General features: G+C 72.9%; 16 protein-coding genes. 10 read left to right on the top strand and 6 right to left on the bottom strand.

The window, feature by feature from the left end; all coding sequences use genetic code 11:
• Positions 1–98 precede the first annotated feature (98 nt).
• From FOF52_RS00380 to FOF52_RS00355, 6 genes are all read left to right on the top strand, one after another.
• Positions 99–1,046 carry a DMT family transporter gene (locus tag FOF52_RS00380; RefSeq protein ID WP_248591836.1) on the top strand — a complete coding sequence of 316 codons (948 nt, stop codon included), beginning with the start codon at positions 99–101 and terminating at the stop codon, positions 1,044–1,046.
• Positions 1,047–1,112: 66 nt separating this feature from the next.
• Positions 1,113–2,264 (top strand): sensor histidine kinase, encoded by a 1,152-nt coding sequence (locus tag FOF52_RS00375; RefSeq protein WP_248591835.1) that lies wholly within the window; start codon positions 1,113–1,115, stop codon positions 2,262–2,264.
• 37 nt (positions 2,265–2,301) lie between these two features.
• The gene (locus tag FOF52_RS00370; protein ID WP_248591834.1) at positions 2,302–2,967 is read left to right on the top strand and encodes a response regulator; all 666 of its coding nucleotides are present in this window, start codon (positions 2,302–2,304) and stop codon (positions 2,965–2,967) included.
• Positions 2,968–3,190: 223 nt separating this feature from the next.
• The gene (locus FOF52_RS00365) at positions 3,191–4,432 is read left to right on the top strand and encodes a cytochrome ubiquinol oxidase subunit I (RefSeq protein ID WP_248591833.1); all 1,242 of its coding nucleotides are present in this window, start codon (positions 3,191–3,193) and stop codon (positions 4,430–4,432) included.
• A 23-nt stretch (positions 4,433–4,455) separates the two neighbouring features.
• The gene (locus FOF52_RS00360) at positions 4,456–5,382 is read left to right on the top strand and encodes a cytochrome d ubiquinol oxidase subunit II (RefSeq protein ID WP_248591832.1); all 927 of its coding nucleotides are present in this window, start codon (positions 4,456–4,458) and stop codon (positions 5,380–5,382) included.
• Positions 5,383–5,863: 481 nt separating this feature from the next.
• Positions 5,864–6,556 (top strand): DNA alkylation repair protein, encoded by a 693-nt coding sequence (locus tag FOF52_RS00355; RefSeq protein ID WP_248591831.1) that lies wholly within the window; start codon positions 5,864–5,866, stop codon positions 6,554–6,556.
• A 33-nt stretch (positions 6,557–6,589) separates the two neighbouring features.
• On the opposite strand, the gene FOF52_RS00350 is transcribed toward FOF52_RS00355, so the two are convergent.
• From FOF52_RS00350 to FOF52_RS00330, 5 genes are all read right to left on the bottom strand, one after another.
• Positions 6,590–7,555 (bottom strand): FkbM family methyltransferase, encoded by a 966-nt coding sequence (locus FOF52_RS00350; protein ID WP_248591830.1) that lies wholly within the window; start codon positions 7,553–7,555, stop codon positions 6,590–6,592.
• Between the two features lie 222 nt (positions 7,556–7,777).
• On the bottom strand, positions 7,778–8,071 hold the full coding sequence (locus FOF52_RS00345) for a Dabb family protein (protein ID WP_248591829.1): 294 nt from the start codon (positions 8,069–8,071) through the stop codon (positions 7,778–7,780).
• Between the two features lie 43 nt (positions 8,072–8,114).
• Positions 8,115–8,378, bottom strand: a complete 264-nt coding sequence (locus FOF52_RS00340) for a DUF6406 domain-containing protein (RefSeq protein WP_248591828.1) — start codon at positions 8,376–8,378, stop codon at positions 8,115–8,117.
• Between the two features lie 221 nt (positions 8,379–8,599).
• Positions 8,600–10,900: an accessory Sec system translocase SecA2 gene (gene secA2 / locus FOF52_RS00335; RefSeq protein ID WP_248591827.1), complete on the bottom strand. Its 2,301-nt coding sequence runs from the start codon at positions 10,898–10,900 to the stop codon at positions 8,600–8,602.
• Positions 10,901–11,107: 207 nt separating this feature from the next.
• Positions 11,108–11,704 carry a GTP-binding protein gene (locus FOF52_RS00330; RefSeq protein ID WP_248591826.1) on the bottom strand — a complete coding sequence of 199 codons (597 nt, stop codon included), beginning with the start codon at positions 11,702–11,704 and terminating at the stop codon, positions 11,108–11,110.
• A gap of 991 nt (positions 11,705–12,695) precedes the next feature.
• On the opposite strand from FOF52_RS00330, the gene hisS reads away from it, so the two are divergent.
• The 4 genes from hisS (at position 12,696) to FOF52_RS00310 (ending at position 20,562) form a co-directional block, all read left to right on the top strand.
• Positions 12,696–14,012 (top strand): histidine--tRNA ligase, encoded by a 1,317-nt coding sequence (hisS, locus tag FOF52_RS00325; RefSeq protein WP_248591825.1) that lies wholly within the window; start codon positions 12,696–12,698, stop codon positions 14,010–14,012.
• A gap of 148 nt (positions 14,013–14,160) precedes the next feature.
• Positions 14,161–16,629 carry an ATP-binding protein gene (locus FOF52_RS00320; RefSeq protein ID WP_248591824.1) on the top strand — a complete coding sequence of 823 codons (2,469 nt, stop codon included), beginning with the start codon at positions 14,161–14,163 and terminating at the stop codon, positions 16,627–16,629.
• Between the two features lie 186 nt (positions 16,630–16,815).
• Complete coding sequence (locus tag FOF52_RS00315; RefSeq protein WP_248591823.1) at positions 16,816–19,215, top strand: LuxR C-terminal-related transcriptional regulator; 2,400 nt, start codon at positions 16,816–16,818, stop codon at positions 19,213–19,215.
• 489 nt (positions 19,216–19,704) lie between these two features.
• Entirely contained in the window at positions 19,705–20,562 is an 858-nt protein-coding gene (locus FOF52_RS00310) for an AMP-binding protein (RefSeq protein WP_248591822.1), read from the top strand.
• 51 nt (positions 20,563–20,613) lie between these two features.
• Here FOF52_RS00310 and FOF52_RS00305 read toward each other — a convergent pair whose 3' ends face one another.
• Complete coding sequence (locus FOF52_RS00305) at positions 20,614–21,108, bottom strand: ATP-binding protein (protein ID WP_248591821.1); 495 nt, start codon at positions 21,106–21,108, stop codon at positions 20,614–20,616.
• Positions 21,109–21,333 lie beyond the last annotated feature (225 nt).

The raw sequence follows: 21,333 nt of genomic DNA, 5'->3' as shown, positions 1-21,333 counted from the left end.
GCCCGCTGGGCTAGATTCCTCCCATGCCGGGAACAGCGGACGTCTGCCGCGGCGTCCGCCGGTCCCGCCTCCCGTCCCCGTCCGCGTGGAGTCCCGCCGTGTCCGTCCCCCTCCCCTCCCGTTCCGCGCCGCCCGGGTGGTCGGGTCCGCTGCTGCTCGCGCTCGCGGGGGTGCTGTGGGGCACCGGCGGCTTCGCCGGTTCGGTCCTGCAGGAGCTGACCGGCGTCCACCCCCTGGCGACGGCCTGCTACCGGCTGCTGGTGGGCGGTCTGCTGGCCACCGGGGCGCTCGGGGTCGGCGGGCGGCTGCGGCGGCTGCCGCGCACCCCGGCCGCGGCGCGCCGCGTCGTGGCCGCGGGAGCGCTGCTGGCGGCGTTCCAGTCCTGCTACTTCGCGGCGATCTCGGCCGCCTCGGTGAGCCTGGCCACGCTCATCGCCATCGGCAGCGTCCCGGTGTTCGTCACCTGCGCCTCGGCGGTGCTGGAGCGGCGGCTGCCCCGGCCCGCGCTGCTGGCCGCGGTCGGCTGCGGGGTGCTCGGACTGGTGCTGCTGGCCGGGGCCCCGGACGTGGACGCCCCGCCCGGCCAGGTCGTGCTCGGCGTGGGGTGCGCCCTGGGAGCGGGGGTCTCCTTCGCCGCGCTGACCCTGGTCAACCGGCGCCCGGTGCCCGGACTGGACCCGTTGGGCGTCACCGCCCTGGGGTGCCTCCTCGGCGGTGCGCTGCTGGTGCCGGTCGCCGCGGTCGCCGGGATGGTCTTCGTGCCGACGCCCGCCGCGGCGGGGGCGCTGCTGTACCTCGGTCTGGCGCCCACCGCCCTGGCCTACCTGGCCTACTTCGGCGGCCTGCGGCGCACCCCGGCCACGGCCGCGGCGCTCGCCGTGGTCCTGGAGCCGCTGACCGCGACCCTGCTGTCGGCGGTGTGGCTGGGCGAGGTCCTCTCCCCGACGGGGACGGTGGGCGCGGCGCTGCTGTTCGGCGCGATCCTGCTGGAGTACGTCCGCCCCCCGCGGGGGTGGGCCCGGCCGCGGCTACTCCGCGGGGAGTAGTCCGGTCCGCGACGGGCCTCCGTGGCGCCGATGCGCGGCCGGCCCGCGGGTGCGTACCGTCGGAGGATGATGGAACGGTTGGGTCGGATCACGCAGACGGACCTGGCGGTCACCGTGGTGGTGGCCGGGATCGCCTTCGCGTCCACCGTCTTCTCCTTGGAGGACACCCCGGAGGGCCTGGCCTCGCTGCGGGAGCTGCTGCCGTGGGGGCTGCCGCTCATGGTGCTGGCGGTGGCGCCGCTGCTGTGGCTGAGCGCGTTCCCGGTCCCCGTGGCCGTGGTGTCGGTGCTGGCCACCACGGTCTACTATCCGCTCGGCTATCCCGACAACCTCATCGTCGTGGCGGGCGCGGCGGCGCTGTTCACCCTGGTCTCGCTGGGCTACCGCCGTACCGGCTGGCTGCTCGGGCTCACCCAGTACCTCATCATCCACGTCTTCGAGACGCTGCACTTCGGCGAGCCCCGGCTGGGGTACGCGCTGGGCATGTTCGCCTGGGTGCTCGTGGTGCTCGTCGGCGGCGAGGCGATGCGCAAGCGCCGCGAGTACCTGGACATGGTGCGCAGGCACGCGGAGGAGGCCGAACGCACGCGGGAGGAGGAGGCGCGCCGCCGCGCCTCGGAGGAGCGCCTGAAGCTGGCCCGCGAGGTGCACGACGTGATCGCGCACCACATCTCCCTGATCAACGTGCAGGCGGGCAGCGCCCTCTACCTGATCGACTCCCAGCCGGAGCGCGCCGCCGCGGCGCTCGCCGCGATCAAGCAGGCCAGCGGGGAGACCCTGCGGGAGCTGCGGGCGATCCTGGGCGTGCTGCGCGTGGTGGACGAGGAGGCGCCCCGCTCCCCCGCGTCGGGTCTGGACCGGTTGGACGAACTGCTGGCCGGGGTGCGGGCCTCGGGGATCGAGGTGCGCTCCGAGGTCGCCGGCGAGCCGCGGCGGCTGGGGGCGGGGGCGGAGGCGGCGGCCTACCGGATCGTGCAGGAGTCGCTGACGAACGTGGTGCGGCACTCCGGAGCGGGTACGGTCACCGTGTCCGTCGAATACGCCCCCGACGGGGTGTCCGTCCGGGTGTCCGACGACGGCCGGGGCGCCGTCGACGGGTTCGTCGCCGGCAACGGCATCACCGGGATGCGGGACCGCGCCGAGGCGCTGGGCGGTGAGCTGACCGCCGCTGCCGACCCCGGCGGCGGGTTCACGGTACGGGCCTGGCTGCCGGACTGACCGGCGGCTCCATCGGTGTTCGACCCTGTGGGGAGAGATGATCCGGGTACTTCTCGCCGACGACCAGGCGCTGGTCCGGGCCGGTTTCGGGGCACTGCTCAACAGCGCTCCCGACATCGACGTGGTCGCCGAGGCCGCGGACGGGGCCGAGGCGGTCCGGATGGCTGTCGCCCACCGTCCCGACGTGGCGCTGCTGGACGTCCGCATGCCGGGGGTGGACGGGCTGGCGGCGGCCGAGCGCATCCTCGCCCACCCCGCCCTGCGGTCGACGCGGGTGGTCATCCTGACCACCTTCGACCTCGACGAGTACATCTTCGAGGCGCTGCGGCTGGGCGCGAGCGGCTTCCTGGTCAAGGACACCGAGCCGGAGGACCTGCTGAACGGGGTGCGGGTGGTGGCCCGGGGCGAGGCGCTGCTGTCGCCGACCGTCACCCGCCGCATCATCGCCGAGTACGCGGGGCGTCCGCGCCGCCCCGACCCGGTGCGGCGGCTGGGCGAGCTGACCGACCGGGAGCGCGAGGTGGTGGCCCTGGTCGGGGAGGGGCTGTCCAACGAGGAGATCGCCGCGCGGCTGGTGCTGAGTCCGGCGACGGTCAAGACCCACGTCAGCCGGGCGATGGTGAAGCTGCGGGTGCGCGACCGGGCGCAGCTGGTGGTGCTCGCCTACGAGACGGGCCTGGTCACTCCGGGGTGGCTGCGCTGAGCGGTGTGCCGCGGGCGGCGCCGCACCGCCCCGGTCCGGACGGGCCGCCCCCTAGGGGAGGAACCGGGGTTCTCCCGTAGTCCCGGAAGAGTGGTCGCCCGGGCCGCCGGCACCTCCGGCGGCGTAGCGGAACTGCCTTCCCCGGGCCGATGTGCCCGACCCCTCGGCCGGGGAGCATCGTCGTGTCCCCCGACGACGACCCGGTCGAGGAGTCCGACTTCCCATGTTCGACGATCCGCTGCTGTGGGCGCGGTTGCAGTTCGCGTTGACCGCGGGCACCCACTACACGTTTGTCGCCTTCACCCTGGGCCTGGCCGCGCTGATCCTGGCCGCCCAGTTCAGCGCGGTGCTGCGCCGGGACAGGGCGCGTCTGGCCGCGGTGCGGTTCTGGGGCGGCCTCTATGTCGTCAACTACGGCATGGGGGTGCTGTCGGGCCTGGTGATGGAGGTGCAGCTGGCGTTGAACTGGAACGGGCTGAACGACGTGTTCGGCCACGTGTTCAGCGCTCCGCTGGCGGTGGAGACGGTGGCCGCGTTCTTCACCGAGTCCACGTTCCTGGGGCTGTGGATCTTCGGGTGGGACCGCATGAACCGGTGGCTGCACCTGGCCTGTTTCGGAGTGGTGACGCTGACCGCCTACCTGTCGGCGTTCTGGGTGCTGGTCTCCAACGGCTTCCTGAAGAACCCGGTGGGCTTCGAGATGCGGGACGGCGTGGCGGTGCTCACCGACCCCGCGGCCCTGGTCACCAACCCGTCGGCGCTGCTGGCCTTCGGCCACGTGGCCGTCAGCGCGCTGCTGGTGGGCGGTCTGGTGATGGCCGGGGTCAGCGCCTACCACCTGCGTCGCGGCAACGATCCGGACGGCATGTTCCGGCGCGGGGTCCGGCGGGGGGTCCTGGTGGCCTCGCTCGCGCTGTTCCCGACGGCGGCGGTGGGCGGAGCCCAGTACCCGCTGCTGGTCGATGCACCGCCGACCAGCGGCACGACGCTGGACGCGGCCGAGATCGAACGGATCGAGGCGGCCGCGTCCGGGGTGGTGCACGGGCTCGCCGGGACCGGCAACGCCGTGATGACCCTGTGCTGGACGGTGTTCCTCTTCGTCCTTGCCCTGGCGCTGCTGGCCTGGCCGCTGCGCGGGCTGGACCGCTGGCGGTGGCTGCAGTGGCTGCTGCCGGTCCTGCCCGTGCTGTCGCTGCTGGCGGGGGTGGGCGGCTGGGTCTACCGGGAGTTGGGCCGCCAGCCGTGGGCGGTGCGGCACCACATGACCACCGCCGAGGCGGTGACGGAGCTGTCCCCGGGCCTGGCCCTGCTCTCCTTCGTGCTGTTCACCGGGGCGTTCGCGGTGCTGGCGGGGATCACCGGGTGGCTCCTCGTCCGGTTCGCCCGCCGCGGCCCCGAGGGCGGTCCGCTCGCCCCGGCGCCCGCCCCGGACGACACGGTCGCCGCCCCCGTCCACCGCTACTAGCCGTCGTCTCCTGGAGGACTGTCGTGGAATCCGTTGCCGTGCTCCTTCCCGCCGGTCTGCTGGCGGGCTACTTCGTCCTGGCCGGCTGCGACGTCGGCCTGGGCATGCTGGCGCCGTACGTGGCGCGCACCCCGCAGGAGCGCCGCCGGGTCGTCCGTGCCGCCGCCCCCTACTTCCTGGGCAGCGAGGTGTGGCTGGTGGCCGCCGTCGGCGTGGTGGCGGGCCTGTTCCCGGAACTGGAGGGCGAGGTGGTGGCCGGGCAGTGGCCGCTGTTCGTCGCTCTGCTGGCGGGGTGGCTGTGGCGCGACGCCGGGCTGTGGCTGCGCGGCCGGGTGGCCGCCGCGGCGTGGCACGCGGTCTGGGACGCGGCCATCGTGGTGGGCAGTTGGCTGGTCGCGCTGTCGTGGGGGCTGGTGCTGGCCGCGCTGCTGGGCGGCGGGGTGCTGCCGCCGCTGTTCACGCCGGTGTGCGTGGTGGCGGTCGCGGTGCTGTTCCTGCTGCGGGGGGCGGCTTTCGGTGCGGAGCGCCTGGTGCCCGTGGACGGCTCCGCCGGTTCGGAGTCGGCCGACGCGGCGGCCCGCGCCACTCGGACGCTGGCGCGGACGGGGCTGGTCGTGCTGCCGGTCGCGGTGGTCGCGGCCTGGGCCGACGGCGGGGTGGACGCCGGTGCGTCCGCGTTGGCCGTGGCAGCGGCGGTGGCGGCCGCACTGGCGGTGACCGCGGGAGTGTCGGGGCCGCGCTGGTCGCGGTTGACGTCGGCGGTGGCGCTGGCGGCGCTGCCGGCGGTGGTCGCGGCCGGGGCGGGGCTGCCCGTGGCCGTGTCCGATCCGCGTTCCCTGACGCTGGTGGTCGCCGCGACGGCTCCGATGGTGCCGGTCATGGCGGTGGGACAGGTGTGGTTGTACCGGTTGGTGCGCCGTCCGGCCGCCGCCCCCGGGTTCTTCGCCTGAGCGGCGGGACTGACCGCTGTTCCCGTTGTCCAAACCTGTTTGACGGTGATTTGCCGAAACCGGCCATTCTGGTTGACCGACGCGGCCTCCGGGAAGTTCGGTTACCGAAAGCGACGTCCCGGTGCCGCGGTGCCGCGGCCGGATGTGGAGGAGGGACCATGCTTCACGACGGAACCGAACTGAAAGGCGGATGCAGCTGCGGCTCCAACTGCGGGTGCGGCTGCCAGAACGGCAGCTCCTGCTCCTGCGGCGGCAGCTGCTGACCGTCGTCCCCCGGAACCGGCGGAGCCTTCTCCGCCCCGTGACGCGGGCCGTCCCATCCCCCCCCGGGACGGCCCGTTCTCCGTGCCGCGGGCCCGCTCCCCGCAACTTTTCGGGCCTGATCCACCGAATCGACAAAGATCTTCCTGACCATCACCTCTGCGGGCTTCAGCGGGCCACTGCACGGATTCCGGCGGCAGCGCCGCACGATAATGGGTCCATGCCTGCCCATCTCGGATTGATCGCCGCTGTCCGTGATCGGCTGCGCGACGCCGCGGACCCGGTCCGTGCGGCCTCCATGCGGCGGCGTGTCCGATCCGAGCTGCCCTTCCACGGTGTGTCGGCCGCGGTCCGGCGGAGGCTGTTCGCCGAGGTCTTCGCCACCTGCCCGCTGGAGGACTTCGAGACCTGGGAGGACACCGTCCACACGCTGTGGCGGGTGGCCTCGCACCGTGAGGAGCGGTACGCGGCGGTGGAGTTGGCCGACGACCCGCGGTACGCCGGATACCGGGTGCCCGGGGCCGTCCCGCTGTACGAGGGGCTGATCACGGCCGGCGCGTGGTGGGACTACGTGGACCCGCTCGCGGTGCGGGGGATCGGCCCGCTGCTGCGGGCCCATCCGCGGGAGCTGCGGCCCCGCATCGGCGACTGGTCGCTGTCGGGCGACCGGTGGCTGCGCCGCGCCGCGGTCCTGTGCCAGTTGCGGGCGGGCGAGGAGACCGACCGCGCCCTGCTCTTCGACTCCGTCGACGCGAACCTGGGGCATCCCGACCCCTTCGTGCACCGGGCCGCCGGCCGGGCGCTGCGCGAGTACGCCAGGACCGATCCCGACAGTGTGGCGGCGTTCGCCGCACAGCACCGGGAGCGCGCGGCCCGCCCGGCGCTCCGCGAGGTCCTGCGCCGCCTCGGCTGACGCGGCGCCGTCCCCGCGTCCTCCGGGCGGCGCTCACCCCGTCCCGATGCCGAGCACGGCGAGTTCGGCGGGGGTCCGGGTGGTCAGGAACCAGTCGCGGAACCGCGGGTGCGGCACGAGGCGGGACGCGGCCGCCAGGGTCCGCTCGCCGACGAGGTGGCAGCGGTAGCCGTGCGGTTCCAGCAGCGCCCGCAGCCGGTCGGTGTCGGCGTCGGGCAGGACCTCGCAGAGGATGTCGGGGCGGTGGGCGGCCAGGAACTTCTGACCGTGTTCGAAGACCGCGCTCTCGGTTCCCTCCACGTCGACCTTGAGCACCGCGCGTCCCCCCGGCGGGACCTGGTCGGCGAAGGTGTCCAGGGCGACGACCTCGACCGGGACGCCGTCGGGAAAGCCGAGCCGGCTGGAGTAGAAGCAGGGCAGCGCCGAGTCCGCCGCCCGCGCGGGCATCATGACGGTGACCGCGGGGTCGCCGACCCCGGTGTGGTGGAGGGTGACCCGGTGCAGGACGCGGTTGCGCACGCAGTTGTCCACCAGCGCCTGGTACACCTCGGGCACGATCTCGAAGGCGTGGGCCCGCAGCGTGGGGTTGACCGCGGTGCCGACCAGGGTGAACAGCCCGGTGTAGGCGCCGATGTCGAACAGGGTGGCGGCGTGGCGGGCCACGGCGGCGAAGACCCGCACCGCGAGGTCGTCGGCGGGTTGGGGGCGTCGGCCGCCGCCCCAGTACAGCTCCTTGGCGATGACGCAGCGGGCGGGGTCCCGCATCACGTATTCGACGCCGTCGACCCGGCCGGTGACCTCGCGGAGCGCGGCGGGCGCGGGAAGGCGTCCGGTGGCGCGCACCCCGGGGGCGAGGACCCGCACGGCGGTGCGCATCGCCAGATGGGGAAGCCGCCACCCCAACACCCGCTTGACGTGCTTCTTCGTCCCGTACCAGCGGTGTCGGCGGCCGGCGGCGCTGCGTCGGTAGTCGGCCGTCGAGGGGTGTGTTCGCGCCATCTCACCTTCCTGGCCTCTGTCTCGGTTCGGCTTGCGCGCCTGTCTCCCCGCCCGTCGGCTCGCGTCCGGGGCGGCCTCTCCAGAGGGGCGGTGCTCCCTTCCGGACCAACGAAACACTACCCCAGGCAACAGAACAATCACTCTGTGCACGCGACTGTGGGGTCGGGTGTGCCGCCCCGTCGGCCGGGAGGGACCCTCCGGCGGGGCGGGCGTCCGCCCGGGTCAGACGGTGAACTGCACCGCGGCGCGGTCCGCCAGCATCGGTTTGATGACCGCCAGTGCCGCCTGGTGGTCGGGGTGGTTCTGGTAGGCCAGGAAGCCGCTCTCCCCCTCGACGTCGGCGACCACGGCGAAGTCGTGGTTGCCCGCCCCGAGGCCCAGGTCCGCGCCGAAGGAGTAGCTCTTCAGCTCCGGGATCGCCCCGGGCAGCTTGCCCAGCAGCTCCTCCACGTGCTCGACCTGTTCGGGGGTGACGCCCTCGTTCCAGCGGAACAGTGCGATGTGCCGAATTCCCATGGGGAGAAACCTAGTGCAACCGGTACGGGCCCCGCGGCCCCGGTCAGCCGATGCGGGTGGCGACCAGGTAGGCGTCCGGGGTCTCCGGGGCCACGATGTCGTCGACCCGCCACACCTGCTCGCCCACCGTGAACGTCTCCCCCACCCGCACCTCCAGCAGGCCCTGCCACTCGGTGGGGCCGCCGAGTCTGGCCGCGGGTCTCCCCTCGCCGTCGACCCAGAAGCCGCCTCCTCCGACGGGTCCTCCGGCGAAACGGTCGTTGCGTCCGTAGGTGATCTTCTCCTGCGCACCGACTTCGTGGGCCACGGTGGGCTCCCCTCCCGGTTGTGAAAAGTCTGCGACGCGCGTCGGATCCGCGCGGCCGCCCGCACCCGGGGCGGCCCTCCGCGACCCTATCCCGCTTCTCAGACTTCTCACAGAATTCGGACGGTCTTCCACCGTTTCGACCGCCGTGTCGGGACAACGGCGGGGCCCGGGAGCGCACGCTCCCGGGCCCGCGCGGGACACGGCCTGGACGGCCCGCGGCCTCAGTCCCGGCCGACCAGGTTCTTCACCCGGCCGACGATGTTCTCGAAGTCGGTGCTGAAGGGCTGGTCCTGGACCATGTAGGTCCAGGTGGTGGAGGGCCGCTTGACACCGGCCGCGGCCACGTCGAGGCGGCCGTCCGCGACCTTCAGGTCCGCGAACATCTCCGCGGCGCGGGCGCGCGCCTCGTCGAGGAAGCCCTTGAACGCGGGGACCGCGTCGCGGTTGAACTCGTCCAGGGGGTCCCGGCGGCCCAGGAAGCGCAGGTGGATGCCCTCGCGCAGGTCCGCCAGGAACGCGTTGTGGTCGGTCCAGCCCCGGTCCAGGTGGTAGAGGGTGACCAGGCGGGCCGCCCGGGCGACCTCCTCCTCGCCGACCTGCTCGACCAGCTCCTCGTAGGTGGCGGGGCAGTCCACGGCGAGCTGCCGGCTGCCCAGGTCGTCGTGGAGCACCGCGCGGCGGTGGTCCAGCACCACACCGCGCTGGACGTCGATGAGCTTGTTGTACCGCCAGGTGTTGCGGTGCAGTTCCAGCAGCTGCCCCTCGGCGACACGCTGGGCGTGGTCGACGGTCTGCCGCCACGCCGGGTCGGTGATCGCGCCGTCGGCGGAGGAGACCCGGTAGCCGCGCGCCTCGGGCACGTTGTTGGCGATCAGGTCGTCCTCGACGCTGACGTAGAAGACCGAGCCGCCGGGGTCGCCCTGGCGTCCGGCGCGGCCGCGCAGCTGGTCGTCCAGGCGGCTGCTGGGGTAGCGGCCGTAGCCGATGACGTAGAGGCCCCCGGTCTCCACCACCCGGTCCCGGTCGCTCATGTCGCTGCCGCCCAGGCGGATGTCGGTGCCGCGTCCGGCCATCTGGGTGGACACGGTGATCCTGCCGTAGGTGCCGGCCTCGGCGATGACCGCGGCCTCGTCGGCGTCGTTCTTGGCGTTGAGGACGACGCACTCCAGCCCGGCCCGCTCCAGGCGCTTGGCGAGCCGTTCGGACTCGGCGACGTCCTGGGTGCCGATGAGGATGGGACGGCCCGTGGCGTGCACCTCCGCCACCTTCTCGACGACGGCGTCCTCCTTCTCCTCGGCCGTGGCGTAGAGGCGGTCCTCCTCGTCGATCCGGATGTTGGGCTTGTTGGGCGGGATGACCGCGACTTCCAGCTCGTAGAACTCGCGCAGCTGCTCGGCGACGGCCATCGCGGTGCCGGTCATGCCGCAGCGGACGGGGTAGCGCAGCACCAGCGACTGCACGGTGATGGAGTCCAGCACCTCACCGGTCTCGCTGGCGGCCAGGTGCTCCTTGGCCTCCACGGCGGCCTGCAGGCCGTCCGGCCAGCGCTGCAGCAGCGCGATACGGCCGCGCGACTCGTTGATCAGCCGCACCTTGCCGTCCCGCACCACGTAGTGCACGTCGCGCTGGAGCAGCGCGTGCGCGTGCAGCGCCAGGTTGACGCGGGACAGCAGCGTGGTGTCCTCTTCGGAGTACAGGTCGACGCCGCCCAGGGCCTTCTCCACCGCGTCGATCCCGGCGTCGGTGAGGTGGACGTTGCGGCCGTCGTCGTCGATCCGGTAGTCGATGCCGGGACGCAGCTTGCGCACCAGTTCGGCCATCGCGGCGTCGGACTCGGCCGGCTCGGCGGCCCCCGCGAGCACCAGCGGGACCCGCGCCTCGTCGACGAGCACGGAGTCGGCCTCGTCGATGATCGCCACGTTCGGTTCGGGCACCACCAGGTCGGCCGTGTCGGTGGCGAGCCGGTCGCGCAGCACGTCGAAGCCGAGTTCGCTGACGGACGCGTAGGTGATGTCGGCGGCGTAGGCGGCACGCCGCTCCTCGGTGGTGGACTCCTGGCCGATCCAGCCGACCTCGACGCCGAGCAGCGTGTACAGCGGCCGCATCCACTCGGCGTCGCGCCGGGCCAGGTAGTCGTTGACACTGAGCACGTGCACCCGCTGTCCGCGCAGCGCGAACCCGGCGGCGGCCAGCGCACCGGTCAGGGTCTTGCCCTCACCGGTGGCCATCTCCGCGACGTGCCCGTCGAGCAGCGCCATGACACCGACCAGCTGTGCGTCGAAGGGGCGCTCCTGCAGGGTGCGGCGGGCGGCCTCGCGGCCCAGCGCGCACAACTCGGCGAGGTCGGCGCGGTCGTAGGGGAGTTCGGCGTTGCCGAGTTCAGCCGCGGCCTCGGTCAGCTCGGCGTCGCTCAGCTCGCGCAGCGCCTCCTCGCGCTCCTCGATCGTCTTCAGCAGCTTGGTATAGGGCTGGAGTGACACCGAGCCGGGCTTGCCCAGCAGGCGTCGCACACTCTCTGCCATTCGTCCGAACACCACAGCAGGGTAACGCTGTTCGCGCCGTTTGGGTTCCCCGGATGAGAGCTGAATCACCCGGTTTCGGCGGTTCTCTTCCGCCGGAATCCGAACCCTCCACTCTGACCTGCTGTGATGCCCCGGTCACCCGGTGCGCACCCCGTGGGGCCTCCGCCGCCCGGGGGCCGCCCCTCCGGCTTGGGCGCCGGCCCCGGGTCAGTGCACGAGCTGGCGGCCCCGGCTCTGCCGCCGCTCCACCACCATCGCGTGCTTGACCAGACTGACCAGGGTCTCCAGCACGGCCTCGCGCTTGCGCGCGTCGGTGGTCACGATCGGCACGTCGGGCGGCAGGGCGAGCGCCTCGCGCAGCTCCTGGTCGGTGTAGCGGTAGTAGTCCTCGTCGCTTTCGAAGGCGTTCACCGCGATGACGAACGGCAGCGGCTGCTGCTGCTCGAAGTACTCGATGGCGGGGAAGCAGTCCTCCAGCCGGCGGGGGTCCACCAGGATGACGGCGCCCAGCGCTCCGCGCGCCAGGTCGTCCCACATGAACCAGAAGCGCTGCTGGCCGGGGGTGCCGAACAGGTAGAGCACCAGGTCGGTGGGGAGCGAGATCCGCCCGAAGTCCAGGGCCACCGTGGTGCTGCGCTTGTCCGGGGTCTTGGACAGGTCGTCCACCCCGATGCTGGCGTTGGTGATCGCCGCCTCGGTGCGCACCGGGGGGATCTCGGAGATCGCGCCGATGAACGTGGTCTTTCCGACGCCGAAGCCCCCGGCGACGATGATCTTGGTGGTGAGTTTCGGGGAATCGTTCACGTGTTCGTTACCTCGGGACGCTGAGGGAGCGCGTGCGCGGCCCCGCTCCGGAAGGTCCGCTGCGGGCGGCCGAGAACGGCCGGCGGACATGATCATCAAAGGCGAACCTAGCACCGTCTCGGTTCGGCGGAGGCGCTCTCCACCGATTCCGCCCCCGGTGGGACGGGCCACACACCGGTCGCGGCGCCCGCGTGCGAGTGGTCGAAGCGCGATTGTCAACAGCGGGAGCGGCCTGATCCGGTCGCCCGGAGGACTGGGAGTCGACCGCTTCGGGCGTCTACCGTGAACGGGACGGCGCCACCCGTCGGCCTCCGCTCCGCGGCCCTGGCACACGAAGCCGCGGCGGGGGGCGGAGTGGCCCGCACCGGACCCGCGGAACGTGGCCGTCCGCGGCGTTCGCCGGCCACCGGCCCGCGCTCCCGTCCTCGCGGGCCGGTGGCGGTACCCCGGAGAGTTCTCAGCGAAAACACAGAATTCTCCAAAGGGGAACCGCGCGACAAAAAGGATTAACATTTATTTTTCCCGCATTACCGGACCATTGTCCCGAAACAATAAAAAGCCCCCGGAACGGCTGTCCGGGGGCTCGGAAGACAGGGGTGGCAACATCGTGCGGTTTTGGAGGGAAACCTCACGAGGGGGGACAGTCGCCACCTCTCGCCATCTCCAGAACCAAGTTTAGGCATTCCCCTGTTCGAGGGTCAAGAAAAAGGAAAAACTCCCTCCGGGCCGGGAGATTTTTCCGGATCATCCCCGTCCATCGTCCGTTCCGCTCCCCTGTACACGTTCTTCCTCTTGTTTTTCACGGGCGCGGGACCGGCCCGGCCCCGCACGGCTCCGGGCCCCTCCGGCTCCTCCCCGGCCCGGTCCGTGCCCCGTGCGGGGCGGGGCCGGCCGCCCCGCACGGGGCACGGGATTTGGGTCACTGCCCTGCCCAGGGCCTACGATTGGGCCGTACACCGAACGGTCCCCGGCTAAGGAGCCCACCGCGCCCATGTCCGAGCAGCGCATCATCCGACCCACGCCCATCAGCGGATTCCCCGAGTGGACACCCCGCGTCCGGTCCGTGGAGCTGCGCTGGCTGGACCATATCCGCCGCGGGTTCGAGCGCTACGGGTTCTCCTCCGTGGAGACCCCGTCGGTGGAGGCGCTCGACGTGCTGATGTCCAAGGGCGAGACCTCCCAGGAGGTCTACACCCTGCACCGGCTCCAGGCCGACGCCGACGACGACAGCGACGCCCGCCTGGGACTGCACTTCGACCTGACCGTGCCCTTCGCCCGCTACGTGGCGCAGCACTTCAACGACCTGGTCTTCCCGTTCAAGCGCTACCAGATCCAGCGCGTGTGGCGCGGCGAGCGCCCCCAGGAGGGGCGGTTCCGCGAGTTCACCCAGTGCGACATCGACGTCATCAACGTCGACCGGATCCCCGTGCACTTCGACGCCGAACTGCCGCGCATCGTGCACGAGGTGCTCGCCGGGCTGGACCTTCCCGCCTGGACGCTGCACATCAACAACCGCAAGGTGCTCCAGGGCTTCTACGAGGGCCTGGGCGTCACCGACCCGCTCGCGGTGATCCGCGCGGTGGACAAGCTGCACAAGATCGGCGCGGACGCGGTGCGCGACCTCCTCGTCGGCCAGGTCGGCCTCAGCCCGGACCAGGCCGCGGCCTGCCTGGAACTGGCGCAGATCCGCGGCGACGACGCCTCGGTGGTCGACGAGGTCGCCAAACTGGGCGTCGCCGGCGAGACGCTCTCCAGCGGCCTGGACGAGCTGGGCGGGGTGCTGGACGAGCTGTCGGACCTGCCGCCGGGCAGCGTCGTGGCGGACCTGTCCATCGCCCGCGGCCTGGACTACTACACCGGTACCGTCTACGAGGCCGTGTTCGACGACGACCCCGGCTACGGGAGCATCTGCGCGGGAGGGCGCTACGAGAACCTCGCCGGACAGTTCATCCGCCGCTCCCTGCCGGGAGTGGGCCTCTCCATCGGCCTGACCCGGATCTTCGCCAAGCTGGTGGCCGAGGGCCGGATCACCGGCGGCCGGTTCTGCCCGACCGACGTGCTCGTGGTCCTCCCCGGCGACGAACGGCGCGCCGCCGCCCTGGCGGTCGCGGCGCAGCTGCGCGAGCGCGGGTTCAACACCGAGGTCTACCACCAGGCCGCCAAGATCGGTAAGCAGATCCAGTACGCCTCCAAGAAGGACATCCCCTTCGTGTGGTTCCCGCCCTTCGAGGAGGGCCGACCGCACGAGGTCAAGAACCTGGCCACCGGGGAGCAGGTCGAAGCCGACCCCGCTTCCTGGAACGGTTAGGTCCGGGCGGGCGTGGCGCGGTCGCGGCCCGGTCCGGCGCCACGCTTCCGGTAGCGGCCGCGTCCGGCGCCGTGACCTCCCGTTTCCTCCCCATTGTCCGAATTTGTGGACCATTCGTCGGAGAAACGGGGACGAAAGGGACGAGACCATGCCAACGCCACGACAGCACCTGCCCACCCCCCGCAGTCCGCTCATCGGCCGGGAGCGCGACGCCGCCGACCTGGGCCGCCTGCTCCGCACCGTGCGGATGGTCACCCTCACCGGCGCGGGCGGCATCGGCAAGACGCGCCTGGCGCTGCGGGTCGCCGAACGCGAACACGGCCGGTTCGCCGACGGCACGCTCTTCGTCGACCTGAGCGCGGCCACCACCGGCGACCACGTGCTGTACTCGATGGCCGGGCTGCTGGGCATCGAGGCGGGGCGCGGCCAACCGCTGCGGGAGGCGGTGCTGCTCGCCCTGCGCTCCTGCGACCTGCTGCTGGTCCTGGACACCTGCGAGCGCATCGTGGCCCCGCTGTCCGAGCTGTGCCGGACCCTGCTGAGCACCTGCCCCCGCCTGCACCTGCTCGCGACCAGCCGGGAACCGCTGCGCATCCCGGGGGAGAACGTCTGGCGGGTGCCTCCGCTGGACCTCCCCCCGGCCCCGCGGGAGCTCCCGGCGGACGCCTCCTGGCCCGCGGCCGCGTCCGGTCGGCTGAGCGTGCAGGAGGCGATGCGCCACGCCGCGGTCCGCCTGTTCGCGGCGCGGGCCCGCCAGGCGCGTCCGGAGTTCACGCTCACCTCCGACACCATCGACACCGTGGTGCGGATCTGCCGGATCCTGGACGGCGTCCCCCTCGCCATCGAACTGGCCGCGGCCCGGGTGCGCGTGCTGTCGGTCGAACAGATCCTGCGGCGTCTGGACGACCGCTTCACCCTGCTCAACAGCACCGACCAGCGGCTGCCCGAACGGCAGCGCACCATGCGGGCCGTGGTGGAGTGGAGCCACGCCCTGCTCACCGACGCGGAGAAGGCCCTGCTGCGGCGCCTGTCGATCTTCGCGAACTGGTCGTTGGACATGGCCGAGGACCTCTTCACCGCCGACTTCGGCGCGGAACTGCTGCAACTGCACGGCTCCCTGCTGGACAAGTCGCTGATCGTGCTGGAGGAGGAGGTGGAGGGCGTCGCCCACTACCGGATCCTCGACACCATCCGCGTCTACGCCGCCGAGGAGCTGCACGCCTCGGGAGAGGCGGAGGTCTACCACCGGCGGACCCTGGAGTACGGGGTGCACTGGACGGAGGCGTTCGCGGCGGCCATGTCCTCGGCCCTGCCGTGGCAGGAGCGGCTGCAGCTGCTGAAGCGGGTGGAGCGCAGCCTGGACAACATGCGCTCCTTCCTGCGCTGGGCCGCCGCCCACGGACTGGCGGAGCCGGGGCTGCGGATCTGCGTGCTGCTGCGGTCCTACTGGCTGGCGTTCGACCGGTGCGCGGAGGGGGCCGCCTTCCTGGCCGACCTGCTGGCGGTCGCCCCCGACGACCTCTCCCCGCGGCTGCGGGCCCGCGCCCTGGTGCTGCACGGCGAACTGACCCTGGACCTGGACGGCGAACAGGCCGTGCTGGAGCGGCTCACCGCGGGCCTGCGGCTGGCCGAGTCCGTCGGCGACGACGCGACCCGGGCCGACGCGCTGGCCGTCCTGGCCGCCGTCGCGCTGCGCAGACGGGAGTTCTCCGTGGGCGCCGCCCGCGCGGCCGAGGCCCTGGACCTCGCGCGGCGTCTCGGCAACCGTCTGGTGGAGACCTACGCCCTGGAGCTGCGCGGCCGCCTGGCCGACGCCGTCGGGGACCGCGACGACGCCCGGCGGTGGCTGTCGGAGGCGCTGGCGCTGGGCGAGGCGACGGGCTGCGGCTGGAACTCGGCCCGCTGCCACGAGGCGCTGAGCGCCCTCGCTCTGCGGGAGGGGGCCCACGACACGGCCGAGCGGCACCTGGACCGCGCGCTCTCGCTGTTCCTGGAACTGGGCTCCGCGCTGGGCACCGCCCGCTGCCTGGCCACGCTCGGGCGCCTGGCGGCGCGGCGCGGCAACCTGCTCAAGGCCTGGGAGCACCTGAGCGGCGCCGTCCACCACAGCGGGTTCTCGGGGCGGCGGCTGGCGCTGGCCCGCGCGCTGGAGGACCTGGCCCGGTTCGCGGCCGCGGAGGGGATGACCGACCGGGTGGTGCTGCTGGGCGCGCAGGCCGAGGCGCTGCGCCACCGGGCGAACGCGCCCTCGTCCGGGAACCGGAGGCTGCGCGAGTACGTCAACCAGCGGTTGGGCGACGCCTCCGCGGCCGCGGAGTGGACCCGGGCCCGCACCCTCTCCCTGGAGGAGGCGCTGTCCGCCGCGCTGGCCCCGCCTCCGCTGGACGACGCGCGCTCGCTGACCCCGCGGGAACGCCAGATCGCCGAACTGGCGGGGGCGGGGCTGTCCAACCGCCAGATCGCCGACCGCCTGGTGATCAGCCAGGCGACGGTGGCGCGGCACATCGCCAACGTCTTCGCCAAGCTGGGCATCTCCGCCCGCGCCGAACTGCCGGCCCGGCTCGCGGCGGCCGACGGGCCGGCCCGGCCGCCGGCCGCGTCCTCCTGTCCCCGGTGACCCGATTGCCGCATTTCCGACACAACCCTTTCGAACAGCACAAACATTCGTTCTGGTTGCGCTGGACGGAAACAGCTACTAAACAGAACGTGATGTTCTTCCGACCACGTTTTCCTCTGTTCCCCCCGACGCGTGCTCTCCCCGGGTAGGACGCCGCGTTCCCGACCGTCTGACCCCCCGGAGTCCATGGCAGCGAATACGGCACAGGCACAGCAGAACCTGCCTCTGGAACTCAACAGGTTCGTCGGTCGCGAAGGCGACCTCGACGCCATTTCCCGTCTTCTGCGCTCCCACCGGCTCGTCACGCTGTGCGGGATGGGGGGCATCGGCAAGACCCGGCTGGCGCTGCGCGCCGCGGCGAAGGCCACGGAGCGCTTCCCCGACGGGGTGTGGCTGTGCGAGATGTCCGAGGCCACCACCCGCGAGGAGGTCGTCGCGCGGATCGCGGCCGCCCTGGGCGCCCGGGGCGACAGCGAGCGCTCCCCCGACCAGGCGCTGGACGACGTGCTGCGCTCCCGCCACCTGCTGCTGGTCCTGGACAACTGCGAGCACGTGGTCGCCGACGTCTCGGCCGTGGTCGAACGGTTCCTCACGCGCTGCCCCCGGGTCTCCTTCCTGGTCACCAGCCGCGAACCGCTGCGGGCCCCGGGGGAGAGCGTGTGGCGGGTCCTGCCGCTGACCGTGCCCGGGCCGGGGCCGGCCGATCCGCTCGGCGCCGAGTCGGTCCAGCTGTTCGTGGACCGCGCCCGCGCCAACGCGCACGACTTCGCGGTGACTCCGGAACGTCTGGACAGCATCGCGGAGATCTGCCGCCGCCTCGACGGAATCCCGCTGGGGATCGAACTGGCCGCCGCCCGGGTGCGGCTGCTGTCGGTCGCCCAGATCGCCGAACGCCTCAGCGACCGGTTCGCGGTGCTGACCTACGGCGACCGGAGCGCGCCGGCCCGCCAGCGGACGCTGCGCGCGGTCATCGACTGGAGCCACGACATGCTGGACGATCGGGAGCAGACCCTGCTGCGGCGGCTGTCGGTGTTCTCCGACTGGGACCTGGAACTGGCCGAACTGGTGTGCGCCGACGAGGCGCTGCCCGCCCGCTCGCTGCTCGACCTGCTCGTCTCGCTGGTGGACCGTTCGCTGGTCACCGTGGTGGGCGAGGTCCAGGGCCGGATGCGGTACCGGATGCTGGACACGATCCGGCACTACGCCTCGGCCAGGCTGGCGGCGAGCGGGGAGGAGGAGCGGCTGCGGCTGCGGCACCGGGAGCAGATGCTGGCGCTGGCCGAGGAGTTGGCGCACAACGCCGTGGCCGGCCACGGCGTCTGCTGGTCCCGGCGGTTCTCCTCCTTCCAGCGGGTCTGCGCCGAACGCGACAACATGTGGGCCGCGCTCAACTGGTCGGCCGAACGCGGCGACGCCGTCGAGGGGCTGCGGCTGTGCGTGGCGCTGCGTCCCTACTGGATGGTCAACGGCCTGCTGTCCGAGGGGGCGCAGTGGACCGACCGCTTCCTGGCCCTGGACTGCGCGGACGAGGCGCTGCGGGGGCGGGCGATGGTGCGCCGGGCCGAACTGGCCTGGGACCGCAACGACCAGGTGCACGCCGTGCGCGTCGGTGAGGAGGGGCTGCGGCTGTGCCAGGAGGCCGGGGACCACGCCTCGGTGGCGCTGGCCCTGAACATCCTGGCGATGAGCGACATCCGGGCGGGGAGGCTGGACCGTGCCGGGCAGCGGCTCGCCGAGTCGGTCGCGTTGACGCGTGCGACGGACGATCCGTGGAACGAGGGCATCGCCCGCAGCACCCAGGGGGCGCTGGCCGCCCGGCAGGGGCGGCTGGCGGAGGCCGGGGCCCGCTACGAGGAGGCGCTGACGCTGCTGCGCGTCATCGACCACCGGTGGGGGGTGGGCCTCACCCTCATCGGCCAGGGGAGGGTGGCCGAGGCCAGCGGGGACCTGTCCGGCGCCGAGCGGTGCTTCCGGGAGGCCCTGGAGATCCAGCGGGCCATCGGCGGCGCCCCGGAGCTGGCGCGCTGCCTCGCCGGGGTGGGCCGGGTCCTGGCCCGGCGGGGGAAGGTCGCCGAGGCCTACGGCTGTCTGCGCGAGAGTCTGACGCTGTGCCACCACACCGGGCAGCGGCTGGGCACGGCCCGGGGGCTGCTCGCCGTCGCCACGGTCGCCGCGGCGCAGGGGCACGCGGAGGAGGCCACCCTGCTGGCCGGAGCGGCGGACCGGATCCGGGAGGCCTCCGGGCACTCCGCGTCGGGGGATCCGTGGCCGCTGCGGGACGGGAGCTTCGACCGGTGGTGGCAAGAGGGCCGCCGCACGGACGTCGACGAGGCGGTCCGGCGGGCGCTGCGGCTGGCGGAGACGGGTGCGGCGCCGACCGGTTCCGCGCCGGTCGACGCGGACGCGGCGGTGCTGACGCCGCGGGAGCGCGAGGTGGCCCAGCTGGTCGGCCGGGGAATGAGCAACCGGTCGATCGCGGAGCAGCTGTTCATCAGCCCGGCGACGGTGGCCCGGCACGTGGCCAACATCAACACCAAGCTGGGCTTCCACTCCCGCAACCAGATCGCCGCATGGATCAACCGGTGACGGTCGCCGCCCCGGGTCCCCGGGGCCTGCGGAAGCGGTGCTCTTTTGCGGAGCGACGGTCGAAGGTATTCTGTGCCCCATCTCCCTTCTGCCCTCTGAGCTGCGGAAAAGTCGTCTACATACCCGTGGTGCAGAGAATCTACATATGCATATGCACGCGATAATGCATGTGCAGAAGGGCTTGGTGGGGGTAATCTCACTTCTGTGCGGTCGTCGCCCGCAGAGCACCGCGGTCCGCCCGCACGGCGTCTTGGGCGCACCGTCCCGGCGTCCCCGGTCGTCCGGTCCCACCGCGTGGCACTCCGCGCAGGCCACGGCACGTGGTGGGAGACGACCGCGGTCCCGCCGGGGGCGTACCGCCGCGGGCCGCTTGTGAGGGGAAGCGTCTCGCGGCACCGACCGCGGGACCCCGGGTTCGCCACGTGGAGGGGGCGTGGCGAACCCGGGGCGCGACCGCCGGGGAGGACGACTGGGGAGGACTGGGGAGGCATGAGGGTCGAACGGCTGCCGAGCGCCGTCGACGGACCCGTCGCGCACCTGCCGCGCGGCACGGCTCCGTACGGCTCGCTGACCGGCGGCCTGCTGGACCGGCTGCGGCGCTTCGGGGACTTCGGCTCGGTCGCCGACCACCAGGGGGAGCGCATGAGCGGCGCCGAGTTCGCCGCCGTCGTCCAGTACGCCGCCGCCGGACTGAGCCGGCGCGGGCTGCACCCCAACGACGTGGTGGCGGTCCTCGCCCCGGTCTCCACCGCCCGGCTCGTCTCCGTCTACACCGCGATGGCGGTGGGCTGCGTCGCGCTCCCGCTGGAGCTGTCCTCGGACGTCGACACCCTGATCAGGGTGCTGGTCGACACCGACGCCCGGATGATCCTGACCACCGGCGCTCTGGCGCCCCTGGCGGTGGAGCTGGCCGACCGGTCCCGGGTGCGCCAGGTCGTCTCCTTCGGCGAGGCCCCCGCGACCACCCCCTTCACCGAACTGCTGCGCCCGGCGCCGCGGTGCGGCGGCTACGATCCCGCGCACTGCCTGTTCGACAGCGGCCTGATGGACTACACGGCCGTCTCCGGTGCCCCGCCGCGCACCGTCCGCCGCCCCCACCGGGAACTCGTCGCGCACTTCCGCCGTCTCGACGCCGCGCTGCGGCTCTCCCGCGACGACACCGTCGTCCTGGAAAGCGGAATGACCGAGTTCGACCGGTGCGTGCTGGCCTCGGTGGCGTTGTGGCACGGCGCCTCGGTGCTCTCCCCGGCGGACGAGAGCACGGCGGTCACCGGCGCGGCCCTGCGGGCGGTCCGGGCCGCGGTCCGCGGTGCGCCGCCGTCCCGGATCGGCTTCCGCTCCGCATGACACGGCCGGGGCCGCGTTGGGCTGGCCGCGGCCCCGGCCGTGTCCCCGCACTCAGGGCAGGTCGATCTCGAACCAGGCGACGTGGGTGGCCTCGGTCCAGTACTCGCCGCTGCGGGAGGAGCAGTCCTCGACGATGAGCTTGCCGCGGCCGTACTCGTTCTGGTCCTCCCGGCGGATCACGTCGCTCGCCGCGGGGTCCTTGCGCCCCTGGTCGGCCACTGCCACGCGCACGCTTCCGGCGCCGACCCGGATGAACAGGGTCATCACCCCGCCGACCTGACCGGAGCGGGAGTGCAGCAGGGCGTTGGTGGCCAGTTCGCTGACGGCGAGTTCGGCGTCGTCGCGGACGGTCTCGGCGCATCCGGCCCGCCCCAGGAACTCGCGGACCCGGGAGCGGATGGAGCGGACCGCGGTGAGGTTGCCGACGCAGCTCCACACGGTGTGGTCGGTGGCCGAACCGGTGAACTCGGCGGGGTCGACCACGGGTGTACCGCAGGCGTCAGCGGTGTCGAAGGTGCGCACCCCCTGCGAATCGGTCGTCCCCATGTCACTCCCATCGCTCTTCGGTGGGACCGCCAGGATCGCACGCCCACGGAACCGTCACGGCGGAACTCAACAACAGGACAGCACACCAACGGTTTCTCGGATACGGCAGCCCCGCAAAACACGGTCACGTGTCCCGCAGAGACAGCACAAAGGATTCCACGCCGGGGGCACAGCTACCCCTCCTGAGCTGCAACGTTCCGGCAACAGCGGCAATGGCTCCCCCAT

This window comes from Thermobifida alba, from assembly GCF_023208015.1.
GTDB lineage: Bacteria > Actinomycetota > Actinomycetes > Streptosporangiales > Streptosporangiaceae > Thermobifida > Thermobifida alba.
This window is presented reverse-complemented; position numbering and strand designations above follow the sequence as displayed.